The 26,357-nt window shown below is 36.6% G+C and carries 21 protein-coding genes; 9 read left to right on the top strand and 12 right to left on the bottom strand.

What is annotated here, in order from left to right:
- Both argC and H8B04_RS13055 read left to right on the top strand, forming a co-directional pair.
- Positions 1–1,020, top strand: coding sequence for an N-acetyl-gamma-glutamyl-phosphate reductase (gene argC / locus H8B04_RS13060; RefSeq protein ID WP_190302625.1), 1,020 nt, complete (start codon positions 1–3; stop codon positions 1,018–1,020).
- A 41-nt stretch (positions 1,021–1,061) separates the two neighbouring features.
- Complete coding sequence (locus H8B04_RS13055) at positions 1,062–2,600, top strand: SulP family inorganic anion transporter (RefSeq protein ID WP_223815426.1); 1,539 nt, start codon at positions 1,062–1,064, stop codon at positions 2,598–2,600.
- A gap of 58 nt (positions 2,601–2,658) precedes the next feature.
- On the opposite strand, the gene H8B04_RS13050 is transcribed toward H8B04_RS13055, so the two are convergent.
- The gene (locus tag H8B04_RS13050) at positions 2,659–3,033 is read right to left on the bottom strand and encodes a hypothetical protein (protein WP_165291377.1); all 375 of its coding nucleotides are present in this window, start codon (positions 3,031–3,033) and stop codon (positions 2,659–2,661) included.
- Between the two features lie 160 nt (positions 3,034–3,193).
- On the opposite strand from H8B04_RS13050, the gene H8B04_RS13045 reads away from it, so the two are divergent.
- On the top strand, positions 3,194–3,982 hold the full coding sequence (locus tag H8B04_RS13045; RefSeq protein ID WP_165291378.1) for an SDR family oxidoreductase: 789 nt from the start codon (positions 3,194–3,196) through the stop codon (positions 3,980–3,982).
- Positions 3,983–4,021: 39 nt separating this feature from the next.
- Here the strand turns inward: H8B04_RS13045 and H8B04_RS13040 are convergent, their stop codons facing one another.
- The 4 genes from H8B04_RS13040 to H8B04_RS13025 all read right to left on the bottom strand — a co-directional run bounded on the left by H8B04_RS13040 (position 4,022) and on the right by H8B04_RS13025 (position 11,245).
- Complete coding sequence (locus tag H8B04_RS13040; RefSeq protein ID WP_165291379.1) at positions 4,022–5,512, bottom strand: RagB/SusD family nutrient uptake outer membrane protein; 1,491 nt, start codon at positions 5,510–5,512, stop codon at positions 4,022–4,024.
- A gap of 19 nt (positions 5,513–5,531) precedes the next feature.
- A complete protein-coding gene (locus H8B04_RS13035) occupies positions 5,532–8,741 on the bottom strand; it encodes a SusC/RagA family TonB-linked outer membrane protein (protein ID WP_190302624.1) in 3,210 nt (1,069 codons plus the stop codon).
- A 222-nt stretch (positions 8,742–8,963) separates the two neighbouring features.
- Positions 8,964–10,010, bottom strand: a complete 1,047-nt coding sequence (locus tag H8B04_RS13030) for a dipeptide epimerase (protein WP_190302623.1) — start codon at positions 10,008–10,010, stop codon at positions 8,964–8,966.
- A gap of 8 nt (positions 10,011–10,018) precedes the next feature.
- Positions 10,019–11,245, bottom strand: coding sequence for a C40 family peptidase (locus H8B04_RS13025; protein WP_223815425.1), 1,227 nt, complete (start codon positions 11,243–11,245; stop codon positions 10,019–10,021).
- A gap of 118 nt (positions 11,246–11,363) precedes the next feature.
- On the opposite strand from H8B04_RS13025, the gene msrA reads away from it, so the two are divergent.
- Positions 11,364–11,876 carry a peptide-methionine (S)-S-oxide reductase MsrA gene (gene msrA, locus H8B04_RS13020; RefSeq protein ID WP_190302622.1) on the top strand — a complete coding sequence of 171 codons (513 nt, stop codon included), beginning with the start codon at positions 11,364–11,366 and terminating at the stop codon, positions 11,874–11,876.
- A gap of 43 nt (positions 11,877–11,919) precedes the next feature.
- On the opposite strand, the gene H8B04_RS13015 is transcribed toward msrA, so the two are convergent.
- Positions 11,920–14,586, bottom strand: a complete 2,667-nt coding sequence (locus tag H8B04_RS13015; RefSeq protein WP_190302621.1) for a DNA gyrase/topoisomerase IV subunit A — start codon at positions 14,584–14,586, stop codon at positions 11,920–11,922.
- Between the two features lie 247 nt (positions 14,587–14,833).
- Between H8B04_RS13015 and H8B04_RS13010 the strand changes: the two genes are divergently transcribed.
- Positions 14,834–15,466: a sterol desaturase family protein gene (locus H8B04_RS13010; RefSeq protein ID WP_223815424.1), complete on the top strand. Its 633-nt coding sequence runs from the start codon at positions 14,834–14,836 to the stop codon at positions 15,464–15,466.
- A gap of 91 nt (positions 15,467–15,557) precedes the next feature.
- On the opposite strand, the gene H8B04_RS13005 is transcribed toward H8B04_RS13010, so the two are convergent.
- Positions 15,558–17,585, bottom strand: coding sequence for a heavy metal translocating P-type ATPase (locus tag H8B04_RS13005; protein ID WP_190302620.1), 2,028 nt, complete (start codon positions 17,583–17,585; stop codon positions 15,558–15,560).
- 193 nt (positions 17,586–17,778) lie between these two features.
- Between H8B04_RS13005 and dinB the strand changes: the two genes are divergently transcribed.
- Complete coding sequence (dinB, locus tag H8B04_RS13000; RefSeq protein ID WP_190302619.1) at positions 17,779–18,957, top strand: DNA polymerase IV; 1,179 nt, start codon at positions 17,779–17,781, stop codon at positions 18,955–18,957.
- A 177-nt stretch (positions 18,958–19,134) separates the two neighbouring features.
- On the opposite strand, the gene H8B04_RS12995 is transcribed toward dinB, so the two are convergent.
- Genes H8B04_RS12995 through H8B04_RS12980 form a run of 4 tightly spaced genes read right to left on the bottom strand, consistent with a single transcriptional unit; the run spans position 19,135 to position 22,743 of the window.
- Positions 19,135–19,827, bottom strand: coding sequence for a L,D-transpeptidase family protein (locus H8B04_RS12995; RefSeq protein ID WP_190302618.1), 693 nt, complete (start codon positions 19,825–19,827; stop codon positions 19,135–19,137).
- A 32-nt stretch (positions 19,828–19,859) separates the two neighbouring features.
- Positions 19,860–20,429 carry a pentapeptide repeat-containing protein gene (locus H8B04_RS12990; protein WP_190302617.1) on the bottom strand — a complete coding sequence of 190 codons (570 nt, stop codon included), beginning with the start codon at positions 20,427–20,429 and terminating at the stop codon, positions 19,860–19,862.
- 7 nt (positions 20,430–20,436) lie between these two features.
- Complete coding sequence (locus tag H8B04_RS12985; RefSeq protein WP_165291387.1) at positions 20,437–21,009, bottom strand: Crp/Fnr family transcriptional regulator; 573 nt, start codon at positions 21,007–21,009, stop codon at positions 20,437–20,439.
- Between the two features lie 48 nt (positions 21,010–21,057).
- Positions 21,058–22,743, bottom strand: coding sequence for an RluA family pseudouridine synthase (locus H8B04_RS12980; protein ID WP_165291388.1), 1,686 nt, complete (start codon positions 22,741–22,743; stop codon positions 21,058–21,060).
- Between the two features lie 148 nt (positions 22,744–22,891).
- On the opposite strand from H8B04_RS12980, the gene H8B04_RS12975 reads away from it, so the two are divergent.
- Together H8B04_RS12975 and H8B04_RS12970 are read left to right on the top strand one after the other, a co-directional pair.
- Positions 22,892–23,854 (top strand): aldo/keto reductase, encoded by a 963-nt coding sequence (locus H8B04_RS12975; RefSeq protein WP_165291389.1) that lies wholly within the window; start codon positions 22,892–22,894, stop codon positions 23,852–23,854.
- Positions 23,855–23,896: 42 nt separating this feature from the next.
- On the top strand, positions 23,897–24,367 hold the full coding sequence (locus tag H8B04_RS12970; RefSeq protein ID WP_165291390.1) for a Dps family protein: 471 nt from the start codon (positions 23,897–23,899) through the stop codon (positions 24,365–24,367).
- A gap of 34 nt (positions 24,368–24,401) precedes the next feature.
- Here H8B04_RS12970 and H8B04_RS12965 read toward each other — a convergent pair whose 3' ends face one another.
- The gene (locus H8B04_RS12965; RefSeq protein WP_165291391.1) at positions 24,402–24,806 is read right to left on the bottom strand and encodes an RDD family protein; all 405 of its coding nucleotides are present in this window, start codon (positions 24,804–24,806) and stop codon (positions 24,402–24,404) included.
- A 167-nt stretch (positions 24,807–24,973) separates the two neighbouring features.
- Here H8B04_RS12965 and fabV point away from each other — a divergent pair, with 167 nt between their 5' ends.
- Positions 24,974–26,176 (top strand): enoyl-ACP reductase FabV, encoded by a 1,203-nt coding sequence (gene fabV / locus H8B04_RS12960; protein WP_190302616.1) that lies wholly within the window; start codon positions 24,974–24,976, stop codon positions 26,174–26,176.
- The last annotated feature ends 181 nt before the right edge of the window (positions 26,177–26,357 follow it).

The raw sequence follows: 26,357 nt of genomic DNA, 5'->3' as shown, positions 1-26,357 counted from the left end.
ATGAGCAAAATAAGAGTAGGAATAATCGGTTCAGCAGGATATACAGGTGGAGAATTATTACGGATTTTAATATTTCACCCTGAAGTAGAAATTGTATTTGCAAATTCTGCATCCAATGCTGGCAATAAATTATATGATGTACATAACGATTTATTCGGTGATACAGAATTGGAATTCTCTTCGGATTTTCATTCAAACATTGATGTGTTGTTTTTGTGTGTGGGACATGGTGATGCACGTAAGTTTTTGGATGCAAATCCTGTTGACCCTTCGGTGAAAATCATTGATTTATCGCAAGATTATAGATTGCGTGCAAATACCAGTTATCAAGGCAAAAACTTTGTTTATGGTTTGCCCGAATTAAATCGTGAAGCGATTAAATCTGCACAATATATTGCGAACCCTGGCTGTTTTGCTACGAATATTCAATTGGCATTATTGCCTTTGGCGTCGAAAGGTCTTTTGCCTTCGCAAATTCATATCAATGCAACGACAGGTTCGACAGGTGCTGGTCAAAAACCAACAGCAACGTCTCATTTCTCATGGCGTAACAACAACTTGTCAGCATACAAATCTTTCGAACACCAACATTTGCAAGAAATATCAGAGTCTTTGGATCAATTGCAAAATGGGTTTCTACCAGAATCGGATAAATCATTATTAGATAGAGCTGCGGAGAAAATCAACTTCGTGCCACAACGTGGAGATTTCACGCGTGGTATTTTCTCTGCAATTTACGTAGATTCGGATTTGACAGAAGATGAAGCTTATGATTTGTATAATTCATACTATGCTTCGCATCCTTTTACATCAGTTTCTAAAGCAAATATTGATTTGAAACAAGTTGTGAATACGAACAAATCTATTATCCATTTAGAAAAACATGGTAATAAGTTGTTGATACTAAATGCTACGGACAACTTATTAAAAGGAGCCTCCGGTCAAGCTGTTCAAAACATGAACTTAATGTTTGGTCTGGATGAACGTTCAGGAGTTAATTTAAAATCCGTAGGATTTTAATCCATAAAAGATTTATATTTTTGTAAAGCCATCTTTTCCCGATGGCTTTATTTATTTCTATGGCATTCGATACATTTAATTTTTCTAAAGTAAATTTCAAGAACGAGATTTTAGCAGGTCTAACGGTTTCTATGACGATGATTCCAGAGTCTTTATCTTTTGCTATTCTAGCGGGATTAACGCCTTTGATGGGATTATACGCAGCATTTTTGATGGGGATAGTTACCGCTATTTTGGGTGGAAGACCAGGATTAGTTTCTGGAGGAGCAGGAGCCACTATTGTGGTGTTGATGGCTTTAATTGTATCGCATGGTGTAGAATATTTGTTTGCTGCTATCATTCTTGCTGGATTAATTCAGATTCTTGTTGGTGTATTTAAGTTAGGGAAATTCGTACGGTTGATACCACAGCCGGTGATGTATGGCTTCTTAAATGGTTTGGCTATCATTATTTTCATGGCGCAGGTAGAGCAGTTCAAAGTCATAGAAAAAGGTATGTCCACTTGGATGTCAGGCACAAGCCTTTATGTAATGGGAGGATTAACTTTAATCACTATATTGATTGTACTGGGATTTCCGAAACTGACCAAAGCTGTTCCTGCCTCTTTGGTAGCGATTATAGTTACAGCAACGTTGGTGTTCTTCACGGGGATTGATACTAAGAAAGTGCTAGATATTGCATCAGTTAGTGGATCATTACCTTCCTTTCACATTCCAATGGTTCCTTTCCATTGGGAAACACTTGAAGTTGTGTTTCCTTATGCCTTAATCATGGCTGGAGTAGGCTTGGTAGAATCCTTATTGACCTTAAGTATGGTTGATGAAATTACTAATACTAAAGGAAATTCTAATCGCGAGGCTATGGCACAGGGAACAGCGAATATTTTCAATGGATTTTTCGGTGGTATGGGAGGTTGTGCGATGGTAGCGCAGACTTTAGTTAATTTAGATGCTGGAGCACGTACTCGTATTGCTGCCGTAGTTGGAGCTTTAGGTATTCTTTTTGTGATATTGGTAGGAGGGCCAGTTATAGAACAGATCCCTATGGCTGCTCTAGTAGGGGTAATGATGATGGTATCCATCGGTACATTCCAATGGGCGTCACTTAAAGTAATTAAGAAAATGCCAAAGTCAGATGTAATTGTAGGCATTTTGGTAGCCGCTATTACTGTTTTACGTCATAATTTAGCGGAAGCTGTATTAGTAGGTGTAATTATTTCTGCTCTTGTATTTGCTTGGGACAATGCCAAAAGAATCCGTGCTCGTAAAAGTATTGATGCTTTAGGTAATAAAGTTTACGAAATATATGGTCCTTTATTTTTCGGTTCTACCAGTACTTTTATTGAGAAATTTAATGTGCAAGAAGATCCAGATGTCGTGATTGTCGATATGAAAGAATCAAGAGTCGTGGATATGTCTGCTATAGAAATCCTTAATAAACTTACCGAAAAGTATGCTAAGGTCAATAAAAAAATTGTCCTAAGACATTTAAGTAAGGATAGTATTCGTCTTTTGGAAAATGCAAAAGGAGTTATAGAAGTAAATATCGAAGAAGATCCTACGTATAAGGTAATGCCTTAGAGAATTAAAAATGCATTTCTAAGCTTTTAATTTTTAGTTTCACTACTCTCTACTTAGATTAATATACTTTTGGAGCTTCTAATAAATCAGTGACATAACCCAATATCTCTATTTCGCTATCACCATCTTCTAACATAGAAAATGTAAGATATGCTGCATAGATTTCGGCACTGAAAACAATATGCTTGTCACTGATGATATCATCAACCACATGTTCGTATACATGAATGCCTATGTGTGTCAGTTCGTTGTGTAAATTCGTTGAAATGGTATTGTGGCTTTCCCCAGAAGCAAATCCTACAATGATGTGCAGAATAAGTTTGTCATAGATTTTTGGATCTTCAAAATGTTGAAGATATTCCTCGTAATTAAAACGTTGCTTAGCACTATTGACAATTTTGTCCCAGATTAGGAATTCTGTTTTTGTTTGCATAGTATAAACGTGTTTATAAGTGGTTACATAAATATAGACAAAAGATTTTAAAGTTTTCAAAATCTTTATTTTTAGCTAGCTGTTTCCCAATATGATAAACACGGGTTTCCAGAAAGTTAGCTGAAGAATTTTTGTATTTTAGAAATCTAAAAGAGATTATATGAAAATCAACTTAATAGGTAAAAAAGCGTTAGTAGGAGGCAGTACATCAGGAATTGGTAAAGCCATAGCACAACAATTAGCAGCATGTGGAGCTAGCGTGACTTTGGTAGCGCGCAATGAAGATAAGCTTCAAGCTGTACTTGCTAGTTTAGATATTGCGAAAAGTCAATCACATCAATATATTGTAACAGATTATTTGGATTTCGAAGAATATAAGGCTACCATCTCGGAATATTTTACATCGAATTCCGTAGATATATTGGTGAATAATACCCAAGGACCAAGTCCTGGAACAGTTACACAAAAGTCAGAGGAAGATTATCTGCAAGCTTTTAATTTACTTTTCCAAAATGCAGTTTTAACCACCAATCTGGCGTTGGAAAAGATGAAGGAAAATAGTTTTGGAAGAGTTATTAATGTGTCATCCATGACTGTAAAAGAGCCACAGGATACGTTGGTGTTATCCAATACGATGCGTACCGCATTAGTTTCTTGGTCGAAGTCACTTTCAAATTCCGTTGCTAAAGATAATATTACTGTTAATTCTGTTATGACAGGCTATTTTGAAACAGAACGATTGACCAGCTTGATGGAAAACCAAGCTAAAAATGAAGAGGTGAGCTTTGATGAAATTAGAACAAAACGCATTCAATCAGTCCCTGTTCAAAGATTAGGGGATCCAAAAGAGTATGGTTATCTAGTAGCTTTCCTTGCTTCGGAATATGCCTCTTACTTGAGTGGAGCTTCGATTCCTTTGGATGGTGGAATTGCGAAGACAATATTTTAAAAACATTAAAAAGGCTTCCAAATTTTGGAAGCCTTTTGCTTAGTTGTTGTAACCAGGATTTTGTTGTTCTTTTATTACTGAGTTAGCATTTATTTCTGCTAATGGAATAGGAAGAATTGTTTTGAAGAACGATCTATTAATAGTTGCTTCTCTATGGATAGTAGTTATACTTCCTAAAGCATCATCAAACGTAATCGATTTATTCCATCGCATCATATCAAAGAATCTATGACCTTCACCAATCAATTCTTTACTTCTTTCGTCTGCGATCATATCCAAATTTATTGTTGCGTCTGTTGCAGCAGCTAAATTTGGTGATCTCTTACGAATCTGATTTAAGTAATTTGTTGCTTTAGTAAGATCAGGTGATGATTTTCTAAACGCAGCTTCTGCAGCAATTAAATATACTTCAGAAAGACGAATTACTTTGATGTTCACAGCTGTTGTATTTCCTTTACCATCGCCTTTTCCAGTTGTCGCCGAGACATCAGTACTTCCTGAATATTTATATAAAGATCCGAAACGTGTATTGGATGTTTCATCGTAAGACATGATTCCTTTTCTTACATCATTAGGGTCTTGATTTAACAAATTAATAAAGTTTGTACTTGCTGTGAAGTAACCCAATGCAATTGTTGTATTAGGATGTCCTCTACGTCTATAGTATGCTCCTAAGGAACTGTTACCTAAGTCACCTTCACTTGGTAGGATTGCAAGTTCAAATATAGATTCTGAACCAAATTGTATTCCCCAAGAATCCACCCAATTAGCATTAGAGTATAGAGAGTAAACATTTGATGCAATCACTTCTTCTGCTGCAGAAAGTGCATTGTTAAAGTCTTCTTGATACAAGTAGACGCGTGCTTGAAGTGCCTTGTTTGCATAGTAGTTGATAAAGCCATTGGATTTTGCTTTTGGCAATAACGTTTCTGAATCCTTTAGATCTTTTAGAATCTGTTGGTAAGTTTGCTCTACTGTATTACGGCCAGGCTTAGCAGAATATTCTAGGGAATTTATTGTAACAGGAACACCTAAAGCTGCTTTATTTTCATTATAAGGTTCTCCATATAAACGAACCAAGTCAAAATAAATCATTGCTCGTGCAGTTAAAGCTTGACCGATATACGTGTCAAAGTTTTCTGTTGAACCATTTGCTTTGATTTTTTCGATTTGCTCTAATAAATTGTTGATTTGAGCAATACAATAATATCCTTGTGTCCAGATGGATGAATAATTGTTGGTATTCGTGCTGTGGTTGAATACATATAAATAATCATAACCTCTACCTTGGGATACAATGGTGAAGTCGCCACCTTTAACATCGCCGTAAAGTTGCAAATTACGACCTAAATAACTTCCGCTGGCTAAATTACTCATAAGACCGCGGATTATAACTAATGCATCTGCACCTGTCGTAATAGAGGTTGTCGCATCCGCGGCGTGTGTTGGTTTTACGTCAAGAAAATCGCTACATGAAGTAGAGACCGCAGTAGCTGCTAATAAATATGACGCTAATATAATTTTTTTCATGATACTCGAATCTTAAATATTAAAAACTAAAATCAATACCAAAAGTGTAAATCTTAGAAAGTGGAGTTTCCCAACCTCTAGTACTGTATTGGTTTACTTCTGGATCTGCATTCTTGAATTTACTAAACGTAAGCAAGTTTGTTCCGTTAAAGTAGATTCTAGCGTTACTAACCTTAGCTGATTTTAATAAAGACGTAGGGATATTATATGCTAACGAAATATTCTTTAAACGAAGGAAGCTCGCATCATATAGGTGTCTACTACTTCTTTGGTTAACGTCTTCCAAGTCACGTCCAGATACCATTGGTAATGGTCTTGTTGGATTATCTGGAGTCCATGTTTCGTCTGCAAAGATTTGAGAGTGTATACGTTCCCAGTAATATCCATCATCCGCTACATCTTTGTTTGCAGAATCGTACAATTTACCGCCGATTTTATAATTAAAGTTTAAGCCCAATGATAAGTTTTTGTAATCTAAAGTTGAGTTAATACCTCCATAAAATTTAGGAATACCACTACCAATGATTACGCGATTTGCTTTTGTGTAGGTGTATGTTGCACCTTTTCCATTGAATAAGAAATCTCCATCAGGATTATTTTCATCATTAACATACCACACATTTTTACCGTTAGTTTGATCTGTACCAGCCCATTCTAAACCATAGAATGACAAATAAGATTCCCCTTCTTGGTAGATGTACGTTGCTCTGCCGTCGCCTCCTGTTGGGTCAGACCAAACGATAGGCTCTGGGCTATTTAATTTCACAACTTTTGAATTTGTACTAGCTGCATTAATATTAATTGTCCAATTCCAGTCTTGTGATTTGATGATATCTGAACCTAATGAAATTTCAACTCCTTTATTGTTGATTTCACCGATGTTCTGAACCGTAGAACTAAATCCAGTAACCGTAGATTGTGGAACATTTTGGATTAGATCTTTTGAATCTCTGTTGAAGTATTCTAAAGTACCAAATAACTTATTGCTGAATAGCCCAAACTCTAATGCTACAGTAGTATTGTAATTCGTTTCCCAAGTCAGATTTGGATTTGGTGAATTCGCTAAACTACCACCTGCATTTTCCATATACTTACTTCCGTAAGTAATTAATGGTCGCCAAGCATTATTATCTGAAGGTAGGGTACCATTAATACCATAAGAAGCTCTTAAACGAAGTGCATTAATTTCAGGAATATTAGAGATGAAATTTTCTTTGGCTAAATTCCAAGCACCGCCAACAGACCAAAAATTACCCCATCTCACATCTGGTCCCAGCTTAGATGAACCATCTCTTCTGTATGATGCAGAAAGGAAGTATTTTTCATCAAAATTATATTCAGCACGTGATAATGCCGACATAATTGTATTTCCCCAACTGTAAGCTTGCGATTCTAACTTACCCGCTGTCGCTACAGTGTGTAACGTAGAGTTTGGTAAATCACGACCTGTAGCACGTACAAAATCTGTATTATTTTTTTCTGCCTCAAAACCTACTAATAAACCAAAATTATGCTGACCGTTGAAAGTCTTGTTATAATTCGCTGTAGTAGAAGAAACTAGTTTTTGAAAATTAGTGACCATATCATGTACTATACCTTTGTCAGATTGACCTGTATAATGGTTTGCACTATAATATAGATGGTCTTTAGAATTCGTCTCATCAAAAGAGAAAATAGTCTTCACTGATAATTCAGGAAGAACTTTCAACAACAATGATGGAGTTGCAGATATTCTGCGTGTACCACTTAAGTTTTCCCACTCGTTGTTATAATAAGGTACGTTCTGTGCAAAACTTGTATATCTTGCTGTCCACGTATTACCGGTCTTATAGTCCGTTGGCCAATATAAAGGCCATAATAAGTTACTTGCTTGGTACAAATAGTTCGTACTGGTATTTCTAGTATCGTTGACACCTGATAAATCAGTTTTTGCTAAGGATACATTCGCACCAAATTCAAGTAATGATCCAATTTTTTGTGTTAAGTTAACACGGCCATTGAATCTGTCGTAATCATTTAACACTGATCTACCTTTATCGGAAGTATAACCTAGTGATGAAAAATAGTTAGTGGTTTCTGTTGCTCCACTTATTGAAAGGTCATTCACATTGTATTTTCCTGTCCGGAATAATACATCATTCCAATCAAAATATTTACCATCTCTATTCTCCACACCATCCGTTTTGCCTTTAATAGATACATTTTCGAACATGGAGGTACCGTTTGTTGAAAATTCGTAGCCATGTATACCAAAACCGTATGAGGTTACAGGATTTCCATAAGAAGCACCTGGAGTCCAGTTTCTCGAATTAAGACGCATTAAAGTCTGTTCGTTGGCTTGTTCTGGCGTACGTCCTGCTGCGATACGAGAATCGTAAAGAAGACTGTATAGTATATTAACTTGTTCCTGAACGCTCGCTGGCTTATAATTATCCGTTGCCCAAGTAGGACTTAACGCTAATGAACTTTTAAAGTTAATTTTAGCAGCACCTGTTTTACCTTTTTTGGTAGTAATAATCACAACACCATTAGCTGCACGAGAACCATATAATGAAGATGCGGCTGCATCTTTTAATACAGTGATGGATTCAATGTCATTCGGATTCAAGGTGCTCATGACGTTATTCGTATTATACGTATAACCAGACATTTGAGATACTTGTCCAGAAACAACAGGTACACCATCAATCACGTATAATGGTTCATTCGAAGCATTCATAGATCCAATACCACGAATACGAATCGATGAAGTAGACCCTGCTTGACCAGAGGTTGATGTTACACTCATACCAGCTACTTTACCACGTAAAGCATCTTCAAATGAAGTCGTCGGTACATCTTTGATTTCATCTGCAAGAACCGTACTTGCTGATCCTGTAAAAGTACTTTTCTTAGCTGTACCGTAAGCTACAACGATCACCTCGTCTAACTCTTTATCAGAAGATATCAGGGAAACGTTAATCGTTTTGCGACCTGCAACATTGATTTCCTGAGATACGTAACCTACGGAAGAGATAAATAATGTTGCATTTTGATCTGCATTTAAAGAAAAAAGACCATTAGCATTAGAAGTAACGGCAACATTAGTGCCTTTGATACTAATTGTGACGCCTGATAATGGAGTACCAATTTGGTCTGTGATTTTTCCCGCTATAGGGATTTGTTGTGCATTCACGACTTGTAAACCACAAGCCATTACGCACAGGGATGTGAGTAGATGTTTATTCATAATTTTGGTAATAGAGTTATAAATAAATATATATAATTAAACCTAGTTTTTATAAATTATTTTTTATTTATTCAGTGAAATATAATTTATTATGATTTTTAGTCAAAAAATCTCTTAATTCCTTGAATAAAAGTTTAAGAATCTAATTATTTTAAGAATCGTTAATTAATAAGGTAGATTAAATAAGAATACCAAACTACGGCTAGCTTGGTATACTTATTTTTATTTTTTTAAAATTCCAATTCCTGGTCTATCTGGAAGAATGCATTTTCCTTCTTGAACAGTCATTCCATCGTAAATGTCGTTACCAATCAATAATGCACCATCTAAATCCGCCCAATCCACAAGAGGTGCTAATTGTGCTGCTGCTGAGATCGCACATGATGTTTCGGTCATACAGCCCAACATTACTTTCATGTCTAATGAGCGTGCGAGCTCTGCCATTTGTTTAGCTTCGCGCATACCTGTACACTTCATCAATTTGATGTTAATACCAGTATACACACCTTGAAGTTTAGGAACATCGACTAATCGCTGACAGCCTTCATCAGCAATAGTTGGGATAGGAGATTGTGCTGTTAACCACGCATTCTCATCAATCATTTCTTTTGGCATAGGTTGCTCCAAGAACACTACATTTCTTTCGTGCAACCAATGCGCCATTTCCAGCGCTTCTTCTTTATTTTTCCAGCCTTGATTTACATCCGCGCACAAAGGAACATCTGTTACCGAACGAATAGTATCAATAATCATTTTGTCGGTGTCCAATCCCAATTTTACTTTCAGAATTTTGAATTGCTCAGCTTCTTCTACTTTCTTGCGGATCATTTCTTCGGTATCAATACCAATAGTATAAGAAGTAGGCGGGATAAGGTCAGGATTTAAGCCCCAAATTTTGTAAAAAGGCTGATTCATGATTTTTCCTAATAAATCATGAAGCGCAATATCTACAGCCGCTTTTGCTGCAGTATTTTTTTCTGCAATTTGGTCTATATATGTTAAGATTTCCGCAGTTTGGAATGGCGAATCAAAATGCGATAGATCAATCTGACTCAAAAATTTAGTCACACTCTCTTGAGATTCACCTAAATAAGGAGGCATACTAGCCTCTCCATATCCTACAATCCCATCGTATTCTAATTCGGTCAATACAACAGGTGTAGTCGTGCGGCTAAAAGATGCAACAGTGAATACATGACGCATCTCTAAAGTAAATGGCCTAAAACGTAATGTAAAACGTCCCATTTTTTTTGTTTCCCAACTGCTCATTCTTTTAGTTATTTTGTATATGATTTGTTTTCTTTAATAGGTTGAATTTGCGGGTCTGAAGCTCCTATATATCTTCTAGCTGCCACCACTGTTCGTGTTTGGAAGTCATCATAATTGCTTGCTTCTTTCAACATAGAATTGATACGAACTCTTCCTGCCGAATGTATGAATTCACCATTACCTATATACATTGCTACGTGCGTAACACGTGCGTTTGGATTAGAATTTTTGCCACCAGCAAAGAAAAGCAAATCAGCAGGTTTCAGGTTTTTTAAGGCAATAGTAGGGTCAAAATTTCCATCTGCTCCCAGTATTTCGATTTTCTCGCCTGCTAAAACTTGTTGTGAAGCATCGCGAGGAATGACATAGCCATTCATATAAAAAGCTGTTTTGGTAAATCCACTACAATCTACACCTTTTACAGAAGTTCCTCCCCATAAATAAGGAAGACCTAACATGGATTTAGCGCTATTTAATACATTTTCTGCGGTCAGTTGACGTGTTTCTAACCATTTATCAAAAGTAGTAGCTTCTTCTTTTTGGATAAAAGCTATTCTTCCATCAGGATATTTAACTTTGTAAAATTTCTTATCCGCGCTTAATAAAGACAAAATATTACCATAAACTAAATCAGATACACGTAAGCTTTTTGTATTAGCTTCAGAATAAGATTTACCAAATTCATTGGTGTAGATCACTTTTGGAGATTCTTTCCAGCTTTTTATTTCGGATTCATCCATTTGAGCTACAGAAGCCGTAGGTACCCAAGCAATGTAGCCTTCGGGCGTGCGTACACGGAATTCTCCTTTATCTTTCTGTAAAATATCAACCTGAGTTCCTAATAAAGTTTGGGTAGCCATTTCTTCGTCATGCCCAGGCTTTGTGCGTAAATTGGCAACAGAAAGAATGATTACTCCATGTTTTTTCTGCCCTACAGTACTATCCGGTAAAAGTCTGTATTGTATGTTCGCATTGGAATTTTGTAGTTCTTTATTTAAGAATGAAACAACCTCGTTTTCCGTAGTTTGGATCGTATAGATATTATTCTTAACATCTGCTTTTACCAATTCTAATAATTTAGTCCTCTTATCGGGAGCGTATTTTGGTTTTGCGGAGTCTAGTGTTTTAACGATTGACTTGTATATTGTTGAATCAACTTGAGCATTCGCATTATTGAAGCTTCCAAAATATACAGCTATTGGTAAACAGAAATAAACAAATTTGTTTTTCATCATAAATAATTGTGTGCTATAAAATAACGTAAAAAAATGCAAAAAATGGCAATAATATGTTTAAATTATTAAATGTTTTTGCGTTTTTCGTTTGTTTAGTGATAAATAATGTAAAAAATATATGAAAGCAACATTTGGCGGAGGCTGTTTTTGGTGTACCGAAATAATCTTTTTGAATACCGAAGGGGTTAATTCTGTTTTACCTGGCTATATGGGTGGAAAAAGAAAAAAACCCACGTATGAACAAGTTTGTTCCGGAGCTACAGGACATGTAGAAGTAGTTCATTTGGATTTTGATGAATCAAAAGTTTCTTTTGAGGATTTATTAGCGGTATTCTTTAAAACGCATGATCCTACAACGTTAAACCGTCAAGGAGAAGATGTAGGAACACAATACCGATCTGTAGTTTTTTATCACAGTGAAGAACAGAAAGAACAGACAGAGAAATTTATACAAGGGTTGGAAGCAGCTAAAGTTTTTGATGATCCAATTGTTACAGCGGTAGAAGAGGCTTCTGCTTTTTGGCCGGCAGAGGATTATCATATAAATTACTTCAATCGTAATCCAGAAAATCCATTTTGTTCTGCAGTTATTGCGCCGAAATTGACAAAATATTTAAAGACATTGAAATAGTAACAAATAAGGCTCGCTAGCGCGAGCCTTATTTGTTATTTTATTAAAATAATCCTATCTGTCCATCATCACTAATCTGAATATCATCAGGATTAGTAATTTCCAAGGGTACAGAATCGGTATTTTCTTGTGCTGCGTCTTCTGACTTTTTCTCTTCCTCTTTTGGTGGATTAGCCAAATCGATTTCTTCGGTCAGTGCTTTTACAGTCTGTACATTATGGAAAGAAAGACGATTTCCTTGTGCTTTTATCTTTTTGATATCGATCAACTCATTTAGCGGCTGTTCGATAGTTTCTTCTACTTGAGATTTTCCTTTTAGCTGTTTGATTTTAACAACTGGATTCAAATTATTTGTCAATAAAATCAATTTTGAACCTGGTTCTTCATTAATGATAGATACACGTTTGCCTAACGGAATCTCATCAAATACAAAACGTTTTACATAATAAGCGCCAGATTTTCCATCTTGATGTACGGCGGTATAGACGTGATCAGGATAGAATTTCTCGATACGAATCATCTTTTCATCGAAGTGATTACTCAAATCGAAATTAGAAAGCTCGTATGATCCATCTTTGAAAATCATCAAAATCTTGTCTTCCCCATCAAATTCACCTAAGAATTTGCCGCGTTCATCAGCATTTAATCTTTTCAGTACATCATCGTACCAAATTTTGCGTCCAGCAAGTGTCGATACACCCGCGCTCTTGAAGGTGATTTTCTTTACAGGGTATTTGGAAACCAAGTTACCCATGGAGCCTTTCCCTTTGATAGCGATTTCTGCAAAATCTAAATCAAAAGTAAGTTTACGTAATTTCGTATGCGGTTTCAATTGTACATTAACCACTTCGGCTTCACCATTTGGATTCGCGGTGAAATAAAGTATTTTTGAACCTTTAGTTTCTTTGGTTACGTCATATTCTTTTTCACGTGTAACTGCTGTCACTGCGAAACGTTTTACGTACGTATTTCCTTGCGTGCCGTCACGATAGATCGCATTATAAATCGTACGCTCGTCACCTTTTTTGAAAACAGCAACGTGAATAATATCTTTTCCGACAAAGACTTTATCCTGTACTTTGACCACGCTGTATTTGCCGTCCTCACGGAAGACAATGATATCATCTATGTCCGAACAATCCGTAACAAATTCATCTTTCTTCATTGCCGTGCCGATAAATCCTTCTGCACGGTTCACGTATAATTTAGCATTGGCTAAAGCTACTTGTGTAGCTTCTACTTTGTCAAATACGCGCAATTCAGTTTTACGCTCACGACCTTTGGCATATTTCGAACGTAAATATTCAAACCATTCAATCGCGTATTCTGTAAGATGCTTCAAGTTTTTCTTTACTTCCTTGATCTCATCACTCAAAGCCTTCATTTGCTCGTCCGCTTTTTTTACATCAAAACGTGTGATGCTACTCATCGGCTTATCGATTAGCTTTTTGTAATCTTCTGGAAGGATTTCTCGGTAGAATTGATCGAAGAAAGGAGTGAATAATCTATTCAACACTTCTACAACGGTCTCAAAATTACCTGCATTTTCATAATCCGGATGTTTGTACATACCTTCTTGAATGAAAATCTTAAGCAGGGAATTGAAGAATATTTTTTCTTGAAGTTCGTTAAGACGAATTTCTAATTCGCGTTTCAGAAGTTCTTTAGTTTGTAAAGTGTTTTCAATTAAGATGTCGTTCACACTCATAAAGTGTGGTTTGTCATCTTTGATCACACAAGTATTAGGAGAGATAGAAGATTCACAAGAAGTGAAGGCATATAATGCATCAATAGTTACATCTGGCGAAATACCCGGTGCCAAATGAATCATGATTTCTACATCTTTCGCTGTATTATCTTCAATCTTTTTGATTTTGATTTTGCCTTTGTCATTTGCTGAGACAATGCTTTCAATCAAACTACCCGTTGTCGTTCCGAAAGGAATTTCAGTGATAGCTAAAGTCTTTTTGTCTCGTTCTTCGATTTTAGCTCGTACACGAATTTTACCACCACGTTGACCTTCGTTATAATTTGAAATATCCGCATATCCACCTGTTGGGAAGTCCGGATATAAGTTTGGGCGTTCACCTTTCAATACTTGAATAGATCCATCAATTAATTCGATGAAATTGTGCGGCATAATCTTCGTTGCCAAGCCCACAGCGATACCTTCAGCTCCCTGAGCTAATAATAAAGGAAACTTTACAGGTAAAGTAATAGGTTCTTTGTTACGACCGTCATAGCTTAGTTGCCATTCTGTAGTATCTGGATTAAACACGACATCATTGGCAAATTTGGACAAACGTCCCTCAATATAACGCGAAGCAGCAGCCGAATCACCTGTTACAGGATCACCCCAGTTACCTTGACAATCAATCAATAAGTTTTTTTGTCCCAACTGCACGATAGCCTCTCCAATAGAAGCGTCCCCGTGCGGATGGTACTGCATGGTATGACCTACTACGTTGGCAATTTTGTTGAATCTTCCATCATCTTTCTCTTTGAAAGAGTGCAAAATTCTACGTTGTACAGGCTTAAAACCATCATTTATATGTGGTACTGCACGATCCAAAATTACATATGAAGCATAATCCAAAAACCAATTCTCATACAGTCCCGATAAGGGAATTGTATTGCTGGCATGTTCGTTTTCAGGCGATGAATTATGATCTTGACTGTTATCTTCTGGGTTAATCGTTTCGTCAATCATCTATGTTTTATTATTTGATTGTTATACGGATTCAAGTTTTTGAATTTGGTAAAATTACAAATTTCTATCAAATGCGGCTTATAATAAAATGAGATTAAATTTGACTAAATTTTTCTTTTAGTCAAAAAGTACGTAAAAATGACGATTACCATTTTTGCTGAAAATATTTAGGTATTAATTTTGTGGCAATAGATAGAAAAGGTTTTCTTCCTTTACTACCACTCAATTCTAAAATGATTATTGTGTTATGGCCAAGAGAAATTACGTATCAAATTCTACCGAAAGTACGCGGATGTTTAAAAATGACTTTTTAGAGTCATTGACAAAAGTACATTATTCTGTTCCTCTTATTTTTTGGATCCCTGTTATTATTTATTTTATTCGTAAGGCATATGTAGTAGGAGAGATGAGTACAAGCACAGTTTTCGGTTATTTTCTATTCGGATTGGCGTTTTGGACTTTAGCTGAATATGTATTACACCGTTGGGTGTTTCATTTTCATCCAAAGAGTGCTTGGGGACAACGTATCCATTTTATTTTTCATGGCGTACACCATGATTACCCTAAAGATCGTTTACGTTTGGTAATGCCTTTGTCTGCTAGTATTCCGATGGCTACGATTATTTATTTTATATTCTATGCTTTTTTTGGAGAGTTCACTTTAGCAGCTTTCTTCGCTGGATTTTTGTTTGGGTATCTAATCTATGACGAATGTCACTATGCAATGCATCATGCAAATTTCAAATCTGGCATATTTAAGAAAATAAAGGATCACCATATGCTGCATCATTATTCGGATCCAGAAAAGGGATTTGGTGTAAGTTCAGCTATATGGGACAAAGTTTTTAATTCAGGTTTTCCGAAGAAGGAAATAAAATAAAAGCAATCTGAAAAGATTGCTTTTATTCTGTTAGTCTGATTTTAAGGCGCTTCCACATGTTGTGAAAAATGCTAATATTTTTTCAAAGGCATTATATAGTTTTGGTTATGAAGTCTTTTTGAATTCTAATAGCATTTAAAATCGCAATTAACGAAACACCAACGTCCGCAAACACCGCTTCCCACATCGTAGCCAATCCTCCTGCTCCTAAAATTAAAACAGCGGCTTTCACCACAAAAGCTAGTGTTATATTTTGCCACACAATAGTTTTTGTTTTTTTTCCTATTCGAATTGCTAAAGGTAATTTAGAAGGTTTGTCGTCTTGGATTACGACATCTGCTGTTTCTATAGTAGCATCCGAACCTAGGCCACCCATTGCAATTCCCACATCGCTTAAGGCTACTACGGGAGCATCATTGACGCCGTCTCCTACAAAGGCTACTTTTTGATTTAATGCTTTTATTTCTTTTACTTTATTGACCTTATCCTCGGGCAACAAATTCCCATAAGACTGTTTTATTCCCAATTGGTCTGCTACATGTTGAACAACAGTTTCCTTATCACCACTAAGCATGGTGGTCTTAACCCCGAGTTTGTTTAATTGTTGTATCGTATTTGCTGCATCTTCTTTAATGGTATCTGCAATCGTGATATAGCCTACATATTTTTTATCAAACGCCACAGCCAAAGTCGTGTAAACAATTTCTGCTGGATTGGTGTTGTAGCTAATATTGTATTTATCTAAAAGCTTAAAATTTCCTACTAGAACCTCTTTGCCGTCTACGACGGAACATAGTCCGTGTCCGGGAATCTCTTCTGTATTTTCCAGTTTAATAGTATAATCTACTTTGCCGACATACTCCTGAATGGCGGTAGCGATGGGGTGCGTACTTTGGCTTTCTACAGCGTTGACAATGGAAAGCATGTATTCTTTTTCTACTTCTGGCTGAAAATTGATTTCTTGTACCTGAAAAACACCTTCGGTCATTGTACCTGTTTTATCCATCACAATATGTTGGATATTTGCGAGTGTATCTAGGTAATTTGACCCTTTGAACAAAATTCCGTTTTTGCTAGCAGCACCTATTCCTCCAAAATACCCTAGCGGAATAGAAATTACCAATGCACAAGGACAGGAGATAACCAAGAAAATTAATGCTCTGTATAACCATTGATTAAAAACATAGTCCTCTACTATTATTGCGGGAACTAAACAGATACAAAGGGCTAATACGACTACAATTGGAGTATATACTTTAGCAAACTTGCGAATAAAAAGTTCTGTAGGTGCTTTCTGCGATGAAGCATTTTGGACCATTTCCAATATTTTGCTCAGTTTGCTATCTTCATACGATGTGGTGACACGTACTTGAGCTACCGTATTGAGGTTTATCATTCCAGCCAGCACTTGCTCACCTTGTTGTTTTGAGTCAGGTTTGCTTTCACCTGTAAGTGCAGCAGTATTGAATGTAGCGGTATCAGAAATTAATTCGCCGTCCAATCCTAATTTTTCTCCTGGTTTAAGTTGAATGGTATCCCCAATGGTAGCTTTTGTGGCAGGTATAGTCTTTGGTAGTCCATTTTGAAGGATGGTGACTTCATCAGGACGTTGATCCAATAATGATTTTATATTCTTTTTAGCGCGAGATACCGCCATCGATTGGAAAACTTCCCCTACTGAATAGAAAAGCATCACAGCTACAGCTTCTGGATATTCTTTGATAGCAAAAGCTCCTACAGTAGCAATGGTCATGAGTAAAAATTCGGAAAATATATCTCCCTTACGTATGCTTACAAAAGCATCTTTGATAACAGGAAATCCGACTATTCCATAAGCGATGAGGTACCAAATAAAGCGTATAGCCCCCGAAAACCAATCTTGCGGCCACCAATTGTCCAAGAGTATGGCGATGATTAATAAAATAAATGATACGCTAGAAGGTAAAAATAACATTCCTATATTGCCACTCATATTACTATGGTCATGATCATGTTCTCCGTGATCATGTGCATGATTATGGCCATTAATCGCCTTCTCCGCATGATTATTTACTTTACAATTTTGCGTTCCGCATAATTGTTCTGCTACTTCTTCATTGTGTGTATGTTCTTGTGCCATGCAGTACTATTTCTCACTGTAAGGTGATTGGAGGTTTGGCTTTTAATATATCTAAATATAATTAATCTTTTCTGTTTTTTTCCAACTGATGGGAAATTATCCCTGATTAGCGAATATGTAGGAGAAATATATAATAGAATAATTTTTTACTAAAAATTTTAGTATTTTTGATGTCTAGTTTTTTGGTGATAACATGGATTGGCAGGATACAAAACGGTTTGTAGCACATTTGGATTTGGATACTTTTTTCGTCAGTGTAGAGCGATTAAAGAATAGTCAATTTGTGGGTAAACCTCTTATTGTAGGAGGTTTGAGTGATCGTGGCGTGGTGGCAGCATGTAGTTATGAGACTCGAAAATTTGGTGTTCATAGTGCAATGCCAATGAAATTAGCTCTACGTTTATGTCCGCATGCGATAGTCGTGCGAGGTGATTCGGACAGTTATAGTTATTATTCGCGTTTGGTAACGGATGTGGTCGCGGACACTGTTCCTGTTATGGAAAAGGCAAGTATTGACGAGTTTTATGTGGATTTGACGGGGGTAGATCGCTTTTTTGGCTGTAGCCAATTTATGGTTGAACTCAAAGAGCGTATTCGCAAAGAGTCAGGACTTCCGATTAGCTACGCTTTGGCTTCCAATAAATTGGTCAGTAAGGTAGCGACGGATGATGCAAAGCCCGATGGTCGAAAAGAGATAGCACATGGCTTGGAGAAATCCTATTTAGCGCCATTGCATATTGACCGTATGCCAGGTATAGGGCAGAAGACTTCCGCACTGCTACAGCAAATGGGGGTTCGTACTATTAAGGTATTGAGCGAAATTCCAGTTCCGATGATGCAAAATTTGTTGGGCAAGAATGGAATAGATTTATCGCGCAAAGCGAATGGTATTGATCCTACGCCTATAGTTCCGTATTCCGAACAGAAAAGTATAGGTACTGAAGAAACTTTTCAGCAGGATACGATTGATTTGAAATTTTTGAATAGTGAGATTATCCGAATGACTGAAAAGTTGGCTTTTCAGTTGCGTCAAAGTGGAAAGTTGACGGGATGTATTACAGTGAAGTTACGGTATTCCAATTTTGATACCGTGAGTAAGCAAATGGTGATTTCGTACACAGCTTCGGATGCGGTATTGATTCGAAAAGCGAAAGAACTTTTTGCCAAATTATACGAGAAACGGATGCTGGTTCGCTTGATAGGTGTACGTTTCAGTCACTTGGTGCAAGGCTCGCAGCAGATTAATCTTTTCGAAGATACCGAAGAAGCTGTTCGTTTGTATCAAGCTATGGACGCGATGCGTAATCGTTTTGGTGATGAAGTAATAAAAAGAGCGATTTCCATTCCTGCTAAACCTAATAAAGCCAGTTAAGATAAGAAGTAAGAAGCCACAAAAGATTTCTTACGGACGACGCAATGTTCGAAAGAATGTATTTACAAAGTATCATTGTAATTCGTAATCGATTAGATATCTCCGATGGTCGATATGACGTAATTTAGCCTCGTCATTCCGACGATAGGAGGAATCTAAAAGACATGAAAAGAGAAGTTAATACGTAAACTGATATTTCCTGTCAATTACCTCAAAAGTTACTTCTTTATTGGATTCTTGAAATAAAAGATAACCTTGTTGAATATTTTGCCAAAAAGAGAAAGTATCGTCATCTACTTGTGGTTTGTAAATCAGCATATTTTCCTCAGTCATTTCAAACGGAAAGATATAAACAGGAATATTTTGTTGTCCTGAATCTTTTGCCCACAGGGCGTAGAGATAAATTTCTTTCATCAAATCATCTGTCATAGGGAGACAGCCTACAGTTTCACATTTGCCATGAATAAAAATATCCGACCCCGTATAATTATGTGCTAACTCAAATGCATTGGGGTAATTTAATCCCAAGGATAAGTAAAATTTGCTTTTGGGATTGAAGCGGTTGATGGTGTAGAATCCTTCTGGAACTTGCTTGTCGCCTTCGGCTTTTTTAGGACCTAATTTTCCAGAACGCGCACAGATCGGGTATTGCTGAATGAGTCTGTAATTTTCTTGGCTGGTAGATTTTGCAAATAAATCCAATCTATCCAACTCTTTGTACGCAACGAATAATATGTTCAAATCCGTACTATCTAATTGATAATTCTGAAGATTTTCTAAGATTAAACTACCTTTCTCAGTAATGGCGGTTTGTACTCTATCTTCTTCTGGGGATTGAGTTTGAGTAGGAGTGGAGTTGCGATTTGTCATCGTGCAAATAAACAGTAAATAAAGTAAAATTCTCACGACTGGATACGCAATTTGTATTTGGTCAATAATGCAGGCAAACTTTGTAGGTCAAATTTAGCTCCGGCGATTCGGTTATCTTCGGGATCAATCTGAAAATTGTAGGCTGTAGTAAAATCGGCTTTTTCCAATACCGAACGATAAAAGTTTACGCGTTGGAGGTCACAATTTTCAAAAATAGCTTCTTTGAGTTCGGTGCTTTCAAAATCTACTTCGTGCATCCTACAGGATATGAATTTGGTCTTGTTCAATTTCAAACCTGCGAAAGAACAGTGATCCAAAATGGATTCTGTAAAACTAAAACCGATGTTAAATAGATTTGTTGTAGGGAAAAGTAAGCCCAAAACCTTACAATGGGTGAATTTACAATCTTGAAACATGGTATTTTCTATCTTGGCTAAACTCAGGTTACAATGCACAAACTCACAGTCTATAAATTTGATTCCATTTAATACCGTCGTTTCAAAATTGCAGTGTTCAAATCGGCAATATTCGTATTCGGCAATTTCAATGCTTTCTGCTTGAAAGTCTATTTTCTGAAAGGTTTTGTCTTCTATTAAATTCATTCAAAATTTATAAATAAGCCACTTCTTTGCGAATACGACTTAATGAAGTATCCGTAATACCCAAGTAAGTTGCGATATGTTTCAATGGCGCCTGCTGGATGATTTGCGGCTTTTCCTGGATTAATTGCAAATATCGTTTTGATGCGGGTTCCGTAATGATTTCTGTCGCTCTTTTTTTGCTCAAATACAACTCATAGGACATCCAAGCGCGACCCCATTCGCGCATAGCAGGTATTTTGTGAAACAGTTCTTGAAAATCGTCATAACTAATCTTGTATAAACTACAATCCGTCAAACATTGAATATATTCTTGCGAAGGAACACGCGGAAATATAGAAGCTACATCGATCACGACCTCATTATTTCCTTTAAAATCCGTCGTGATTTCATTGCCTTCATAATCGTACAAATAGGCACGCACCAAGCCAGATTCGATGATGTAATATTCGTCTTGAATCTTTCCTTTAGAGAGTAATAATTCTCCTTTATGAGCTGTGATTTTTTGATGTGCTTGTGCAATCAACTCAAAATCTGATGCTTCAAAGAGTGGATGTTGGTAGACTTGTTTGAGGATGTCCATTTTTAGTTTATAATTATTGTTAACCAATTTAACAATAAATCCTATAAATTAAAACGGATCAGCGACGGTAAATGTGACTTCCTGTTTCGTTTTTGGATGGATAAATTGAATATATCCAGCATGCAAATGCAATCTATACGCTCGTTTTCCATACAAATCATCACCCACAATGGGAGTATTCAAACCTTTGACGTGAGCCGAATGGACACGCAATTGATGTGTTCTCCCTGTTAGAGGATAGTAATGTATTCGGGTTCTACCATTTTCTGTCGCTACGACTTTATATTTCGTTTGAGCAGGTTTGCCATATTCATAACAAACCACTTGTCGTGGTCTATCTTCCAAATCTACACGCAAAGGCAAATCAATAATTCCATCTTGGGAATTGATTATCCCATCCAAAAGAGCGGTGTAACGTTTTTCAACAGTATGGCGAATGAATTGATCTTGTATAAATTGATGCGCATCTTTATTTTTCGCAATCACCAAAATGCCCGATGTAGACATATCTAAGCGGTGAATAATCACTGGCCCAGTGATTTCTGGATTTCTGGCTAGAATGCGCGTTTGCACACTATCCTGCACATTGATTCCCGGTACAGAAAGAAACTCCGCTGGCTTGTTCACCACAATAATGTCTTCGTCTTCATAAATTACTTCTATATCCACTTCAGCTGCAGGATTTTCCAGCATGGGATTGGGATCAACTTCCAGACCCTGCAACATATGCCCTAAAATCGGTTCACATTTGCCCCGGCAAGAAGGGTAGAAGTATTGATGTTTGCGTACTTCCGAAGCAGGAGAAGCTCCCCACCAAAATTCAGCCATACAAATAGGTTTCAAATCATGTAAATAGGCATACTGCAATAATTTCGGAGCAGCGCATTCACCAGCACCTGCTGGCGGTAGCATTTGAATAGCTTCTTGGAAAATGTCCAAAACAGCACGTTTTTCGCCCTTTGCATTCAAGAAATGATACTGATCGAAGAGTTGATTTTGCAAAGTGGAAGATTTAGTTCTGCGCAATTCTTTTTTGTCCTCAATTTCTTGCAACAATACATTTAATTCGTCTTCTAGAATAGCTAGCCTACTTTTGCAGTTTGATTTTAACACATCGTACTCGTGTTGGTCACGATAACTTTGTTTGATCAAATCTTGTTCGACCTCTTGGTAGTCTTCAGGTGAAAGAATTTCTTTTTGCGCCGTTCGAATAGCTTTACGTTCTGCTTTATTTTTTTTGTTCAACGCTCTAGCTTCCGCCAATTCTTGTTCAGTCTCCTTTTTGCAAACTTCTATTTGTTCTTTTAACGCTTGGATTTTTGGATTCTTCTCTAAAAGTTCAATCTCACGATTTAAAGTATTAATAGTTGCTTCTTCATTCAAGAAAAATCCTTCTGGATCTAGCATGTCAAAAATGGGAGGGATGAAATAACGATGTTGGTTCGTACTGGCTAATTTTCCAGAACAAGCTGCTAAATAACCTAAATTACCTTTATTGTCTTCTACCACCAAGACTCCAAACATTTTCCCAATCACAAGACCTTCTTGGCCTTCTTGCAAACCGAAATTGTGTTCAAAATCTTTTTGTATTGATAAATAGTGTTGAACATGTTCTGCAGCTAAAACACTGAAAGGATGCGGTTCGTAACAAAAAGGGAAAGTGAATTTTTCAGGTTTCGCTAAGGTTGAAATATCGTGTTGAAAGGAATGTAAAAACGGAATGTTGGATGCCATTATTCTTGCTTGATAAACTGCAAAATTACTAAGAAAAATCTGTAGCTGCGCTATATAAATTAGCATTTCAAAATGACAATTTTATGTCTTACCATATTCCCCAAAAACGGGGTTTTATCGCTAATTTAGAGCTGTAAAAGCACTACTTATGACAATAGAAACTATACCGTTTGGGCAATCAGATATACAAATAACACCTTTGATTTTTGGCGGAAATGTCTTTGGTTGGACTTTAGATGAACCGAAATCTTTTCAGATTCTGGATGATTTTGTGGACAAAGGTTTTAACGCAATTGATACCTCGAATAATTATTCGCATTGGGTTGAGGGGAACAAAGGTGGTGAATCCGAAACCATTATTGGGAATTGGTTGATACAGCGAGGAAGGAGAGATCAGGTTATTTTGATGACCAAAGTAGGAGGTCGATTTGGTTATGAATCTAAACCTAATGTAAGAGGTGCTTATATCAAGGAGCAAGTGGAGGAATCGTTGCGCCGTTTGAAAACGGATTATATCGATTTGTACCAAACGCATTATGATGACGAGGTAACGCCTATTGAAGAAACCTTACGTGCATACGAAGATCTAATCAAAGAAGGAAAAGTACGTTATATTGGGGCTTCGAATATCGGTCCCGAAAGATTGGTTGAAAGTTTGGATATCGCTGAGGACAAGAATTTACCAAAATATATTTCTTTACAGCCTGAATATAACTTATTTGATCGAGCAAAATTTGAAAATCTTTACCAGAAATTAGCTTTAGAAAAACAAATTGCTGTGATTCCTTATTATTCATTAGCGAGTGGTTTTTTGAGTGGAAAATATCAATTGGAAGAAGATTTTGCTAAAACCTCTCGTGGGAAAGGTATTAAAGATAAATATTGGAATGAGCGAGGTCGACAAATCGTACAGACGCAAAAAGAAATTGCAGAAAAATATAATGTCTCGCCTTCGGCAGTAGCTTTAGCTTGGCTTTTGGCTCAACCTTCTATTACGGCACCTATCGCTAGCGCTACCAAATCTGAACATATTGTTGCTTTTGTAGACGCCTTGCAGCTTAAATTAGCTGAAGAAGATATTCAAAAATTAACTGAAGCAAGTAAATATTAACCACATCACAGAAACAAAATATAACGACTTAACATACACACAATGAAAACAAATATTGGAATTAAGGAGAAAGATACTGCTGCTGTTGCAGAGATTTTAAATAAATTATTAGCTGATCACAATGTATTATATGTGAAAGCAAGAAATGCGCACTGGAATATTGAAGGTCCAGATTTTCATGCACAGCATTTATTTTTCGAAACTATTTATGATGCTTTGGCAGAAACCATTGATGAGATAGCAGAACGTGTTCGTGCTATTGGACATTATGCCGTTGGATCATTAAAGGAATTTTTGGATTTGACGCAGCTTTCGGAAGATAAACCAGCGAAAAATGATAGCCAAAGTTATATTAAAGCACTATTGAACGATTATGAAAGTATTATAATTTCAATTCGTGAAAATATTGAAACTGTTGAAAAGCATGGAGACGCAGGTACGGAAGATTTTTTAGTCGGCATTATGGAAGAACATGAGAAGACAGCTTGGATGCTGAGAGCACATTTAAAATAAGAAAGAGAGGTTAACCTCTCTTTCTTATTTTAAATTATTTTTTTGATGGCAACATTACCGTACCTGCTACTAAATCATGAATGGCTCTTTTTCTATAATCGTTGTGAATCGTCAAAAAGGAAACCCATCCCAAGAGTACCTTCACTATAAAACGAATCAGCGCTTGGAAAAAATTAATTTTTCTTTCGACATCTTGATTTTTTCGGACATTAATTCCTTTAATTCTATTTCCAATTGTACCTCCTAAAGTTTGTAAAGTTGGCTCATATAAAATGAAAACAAATAGTAAAGCAAAACCTCGTATCCAATCGGGAAAGTTTATAGAATCACTGAGTTGAGAAAACACAAAAATAATGATTAAAATTACGCCAAAGTCAATCACACTGGATTGTATTCTGGTTAGTAAAGTAGGAAATTCAAATTCTTCTATCTCGTCCATATTTAGGTTTTTATAATAATTCAATTCTTAAATCTAAAGTAGTAACTTTCTATTAAATTAATGTATTTAATTTTAAAGTAGTATTGAATTTTAAATAGCAATATCCCCCAAAAATTCCGTTAATTTGTAGCTTAATAAAATTGTAAATAACCTTACAACAATATAATATGATTATTCAACCACGTGTAAGAGGTTTTATATGTTTGACTTCGCATCCAGAAGGTACAGCTCAACATATCAAAAACCAAATCGAGTATGTAAAATCAAAGGGAAAAATTGCTAACGGTCCTAAGAAAGTCCTAGTTATTGGAGCTTCTACAGGTTTTGGTCTAGCATCACGTATTTCAGCGGCTTTTGGTTCTGACGCAGCAACTATAGGTGTTTTCTTCGAAAAACCAGCTGCTCCAGGTAAACCAGGTACAGCAGGTTGGTACAATTCTGCAGCTTTTGAAAATGAAGCACATGCTGCAGGTCTTTATGCAAAAAGTATCAATGGTGATGCTTTCTCTGATGAGGTGAAAGCTAAAACTATTGAATTGATAAAACAAGATTTAGGTCAAGTAGATTTAGTGGTGTATTCATTAGCATCTCCACGTCGTACGCATCCTAAGACTGGTGTGGCTCATGCTTCGGTATTGAAGCCTATTGGTCAGCCTTTTACCGATAAAACGGTAGATTTTCACTCAGGTGTAGTTTCTGATATTTCAATCAACCCAGTAGAATCTGACGAAGATATCGCGAATACAGTTGCGGTAATGGGTGGTGAAGATTGGAAATTCTGGATCGAAGAATTGAAAGCTGCGGGTGTATTAGCTGACGGTGTGAAAACTGTAGCGTACTCGTATATTGGCCCTGAATTGACTTACCCAATCTATCGTAACGGTACTATTGGTCGTGCAAAAGACGATTTAGAAGGTACAGTACCAGTAATCAACGATATTTTGAAAGACGTGAATGGTATCTCTTACGTATCCGTAAATAAAGCTTTGGTTACGCAGTCATCATCAGCTATTCCAGTAGTTCCATTGTACATTTCCTTATTGTATAAAGTTATGAAAGAAAAGGGTATCCACGAAGGTACTATTGAACAAATACAACGTTTATTTGCTGAGCGTTTGTACACTGCAGATGGTCAAGTAGCTTTGGATGAAAAGGGACGTATTCGTGTTGACGATTTGGAAATGCGTGAAGACATACAAGCTGAAGTAGCTAAATTGTGGGAACAAGCAACGACTGAAAACTTAGAAGAAATTTCAGATATCGCAGGATACCGTAATGATTTCTTCAATTTATTTGGTTTTAACTTCCCAGAAGTAAATTACGAAGCCGATACTAACGAAGTGGTTAACGTACCAAGTATCGAAGGATAATATTTTTATTTTACTATATGCTAAAGGCTCATCAGTTTTCTGATGAGCTTTTTTTTATGTGCGCCCGGCATGGGCGTGAACTCTAGGGTGTAAGTCCCGAACGTGCCTTGATAGTGGGAAACGTTAACTTAAGGCAAGGTTGTCCTTCGCGAGGGGGAATCTGAAGGAAGCCGGCGGTAAA

Origin of the sequence: Sphingobacterium litopenaei (assembly GCF_014692495.1) — a bacterium.
GTDB classification, from domain to species: Bacteria; Bacteroidota; Bacteroidia; order Sphingobacteriales; family Sphingobacteriaceae; genus Sphingobacterium; species Sphingobacterium litopenaei.
This window is presented reverse-complemented; position numbering and strand designations above follow the sequence as displayed.